Below are 2,558 nucleotides of genomic sequence, written 5' to 3'. Positions count from 1 at the left end.
TGTATCGGACCCACTCCCTCCCCAATAATATCTCGAATCCAAGTCTTCATAATTATGCCTCTTTTATTGAATAACTATTTTATCGTCTTAGAATTAACTAAACTTCAAATAGTCTTTCACATATCCAAACGATTGGTAGCCTCTAAATTCAGGATGATTACTCTTAAAGAGTATATATATTGGTGATTGGGTTAAAAAAGGTTGCATTTCCAATAACCATCTTTCTCCATAGAAAATCCCTTGAAGTGCGGTAGGCATCTCCTTGTTAAAAATGTTGTACCGTATGTTTTGAATGGAGCGGGCGATATCTTCATTACCTACAAATACTTCTCCTCTAAATTCAATTCTGTTTTGATTAACAATCCATTTTCCTAGCACCTCATCTCTCATTTCATTTACTTGATCCATCGCATATGTTTTGGAAACAGTTAAAAATAGGTCTCCAGTTTGGTCTGAATGAGTCAGCACATATTTTCTTTGCCAAAAAGGTGTAAAATGTTGGATGTCTGGGCGATACTGAACATATGAACGTGTTGGTGAAAAACTCAATTTGTATCTCTCCCTTTTTTTAACAATAAAGAAAACGATGTTACTTTAAACCAATCCATGTCGTGTAAGCCATATGTTACATGCAGAGCGCATGCTCTTTTCTTATACTATGCACGAATGTAGGGAAGGGAATATAAGATAAGGTAGAAGAAGGTAAGTGGATAGAATCTGCAAATATAAGAAAAATTCCCATGTGTTCATTTGTGTTTTAAAGCGGCTTAGAGAGGGAACATAAAAAATAACACATAATATTTTCAGAATATTGTTTCAATTCTGCGTTTTGTGTAATATACTATAAAAAAGGAACAAGGGGGTATGTTCCATGAAGAAACAAAAAGTATCTTATCAGTTGAAGTGGTTCCCATTAAAAGGAAAAGAAGTTATTCATGCCAAACGAGAAGTACCTTTTGAAGTGAAGTTGGCCTCAGCCTTGGTGTTAGATGAATTGTGTTACTTATGGAACAAACGACACCTTGAAGGGCAATTGAATGAGGCGATTGACCAAAATGATGAGCAGCGGTTTATGGAACTAAGTCACGTTTATAAGCCCTACACTTTTGAATAAATCGTAAAGATTTCCAAGAGACGAGAGGGTAAGGAATGGATTCGAAAAGAGACATAAATAAGCCTAGCAGTAATATGCTAGGCTTATTTATGTCTGTCTTAGTAATTTTTTTGGTTAGGGATAATTGTGCCTTCAATATCGAAGGAGGTTTCAAAGGATATGGTTTCTAAGTATTTGAACTGTTTTGCTTTTTCTTGCTCTGTCAATGGAATAATTTGATTTTTGTGTAACACATGTGGGTGGAAGGCCATCGTAATCTTGTCATGATCTAATTCTATTTGTAGTACTCCTGTTTCTGCCGTCTTTCCCGAGACGTAATCAGGGAATAAGAAATTTCCTAATGAGTACGCAATAGGCTTATTTTTGTAAGTTTCAAATCCTTGAAGGACATGCGGATGAGAACCAACTATTGCATCAGCACCATGATCGATTAATGTTCGTGCGATTTGCTTTTGAACTTGGTTAGGCTGATTATGCTTTTCATCACCCCAATGATAATAGACAATGACATAATCTGAATCTTTTTTAACTTCTCCAACAATGCGTGTGGCTCGATCGATTTGGTAACCACTAGCAATTCCTGGTTTATCAACTTGTGCGTACCAGCTGAAATCAGGGAGAACTTCAGAAAAAGCTAAAAAAGAAATAGTTTGGCCATTGATTCGTACTCTTTTCTCAGCATAAGCTTCTTCACTATTTCTTCCGGCTCCTATGTACTCAATCTGAGCCTTTTTTAATGCAGAAAGCGTATCTAGGAGACCTTCTTCATGATAGTCCATAGTATGATTATTGGCCAGACTTACCATATCAACTCCTGCATCTTTTAGGCCCTCCAGAAGCAAGGGTGATGCTTTAAAATTATATTGCTTTGGAAACGGAGATGTTGCAGAAGTAACGGGGGTTTCAAGGTTAATGACACTATAATCACTTTGCAGAAAAAGATCCTTCACATAAAGAAATGGATAGGTAGGCCCGTTTTCTATCATTGAATCGACAAGAGAATATTCCATTAGTACATCTCCACCAAAAGTTAGGGTGATTGGAGATGTATCCTTTGTTGGGCTAGAGAAAACTTTACAAGAGGGGGCTGATGGAAATCCGATTAATAGGGAAAGCCATTTCGTATCCTCACAAAATGAATAAAGGGACAGGATATCCATATTGGAGGAGTGTGTCTTTTTTGAATCGTATATATTTTTAGATTGCTGAGCGTAAACGGAAATGGGAGATGAAAAAGTGAATGTTAATAAATATACGATAAGCGTAACCTGAAGACATGAAAATTTAAACATAACAGAGGGACCTCCTGTTTGATCTTTGATAGTTGGTTAGTAAAAAATCCCACTATTGTAAGTACCTAACGTATTATATAAAAAATAATAAACCGGCACATCAGTCTATAGACTTATATAAAGGCTATGTTAAAGTTTGGTGTTGATTTTGT

3 protein-coding genes are annotated in these 2,558 nt (G+C 36.1%); 1 reads left to right on the top strand and 2 read right to left on the bottom strand.

Annotated elements, in window-relative coordinates:
• Nucleotides 1–93 precede the first annotated feature (93 nt).
• Nucleotides 94–549, bottom strand: a complete 456-nt coding sequence (locus tag N782_RS20330; protein ID WP_036824855.1) for a staygreen family protein — start codon at nucleotides 547–549, stop codon at nucleotides 94–96.
• A 322-nt stretch (nucleotides 550–871) separates the two neighbouring features.
• Between N782_RS20330 and N782_RS20325 the strand changes: the two genes are divergently transcribed.
• Entirely contained in the window at nucleotides 872–1,114 is a 243-nt protein-coding gene (locus N782_RS20325; protein ID WP_036824854.1) for an IDEAL domain-containing protein, read from the top strand.
• 98 nt (nucleotides 1,115–1,212) lie between these two features.
• Here the strand turns inward: N782_RS20325 and N782_RS20320 are convergent, their stop codons facing one another.
• Nucleotides 1,213–2,406, bottom strand: a complete 1,194-nt coding sequence (locus N782_RS20320) for a CapA family protein (RefSeq protein WP_052111478.1) — start codon at nucleotides 2,404–2,406, stop codon at nucleotides 1,213–1,215.
• Between the last annotated feature and the right edge of the window lie 152 nt (nucleotides 2,407–2,558).

Source organism: Pontibacillus yanchengensis Y32 (genome assembly GCF_000770635.1).
Classification (GTDB): domain Bacteria; phylum Bacillota; class Bacilli; order Bacillales; family BH030062; genus Pontibacillus; species Pontibacillus yanchengensis.
This window is presented reverse-complemented; position numbering and strand designations above follow the sequence as displayed.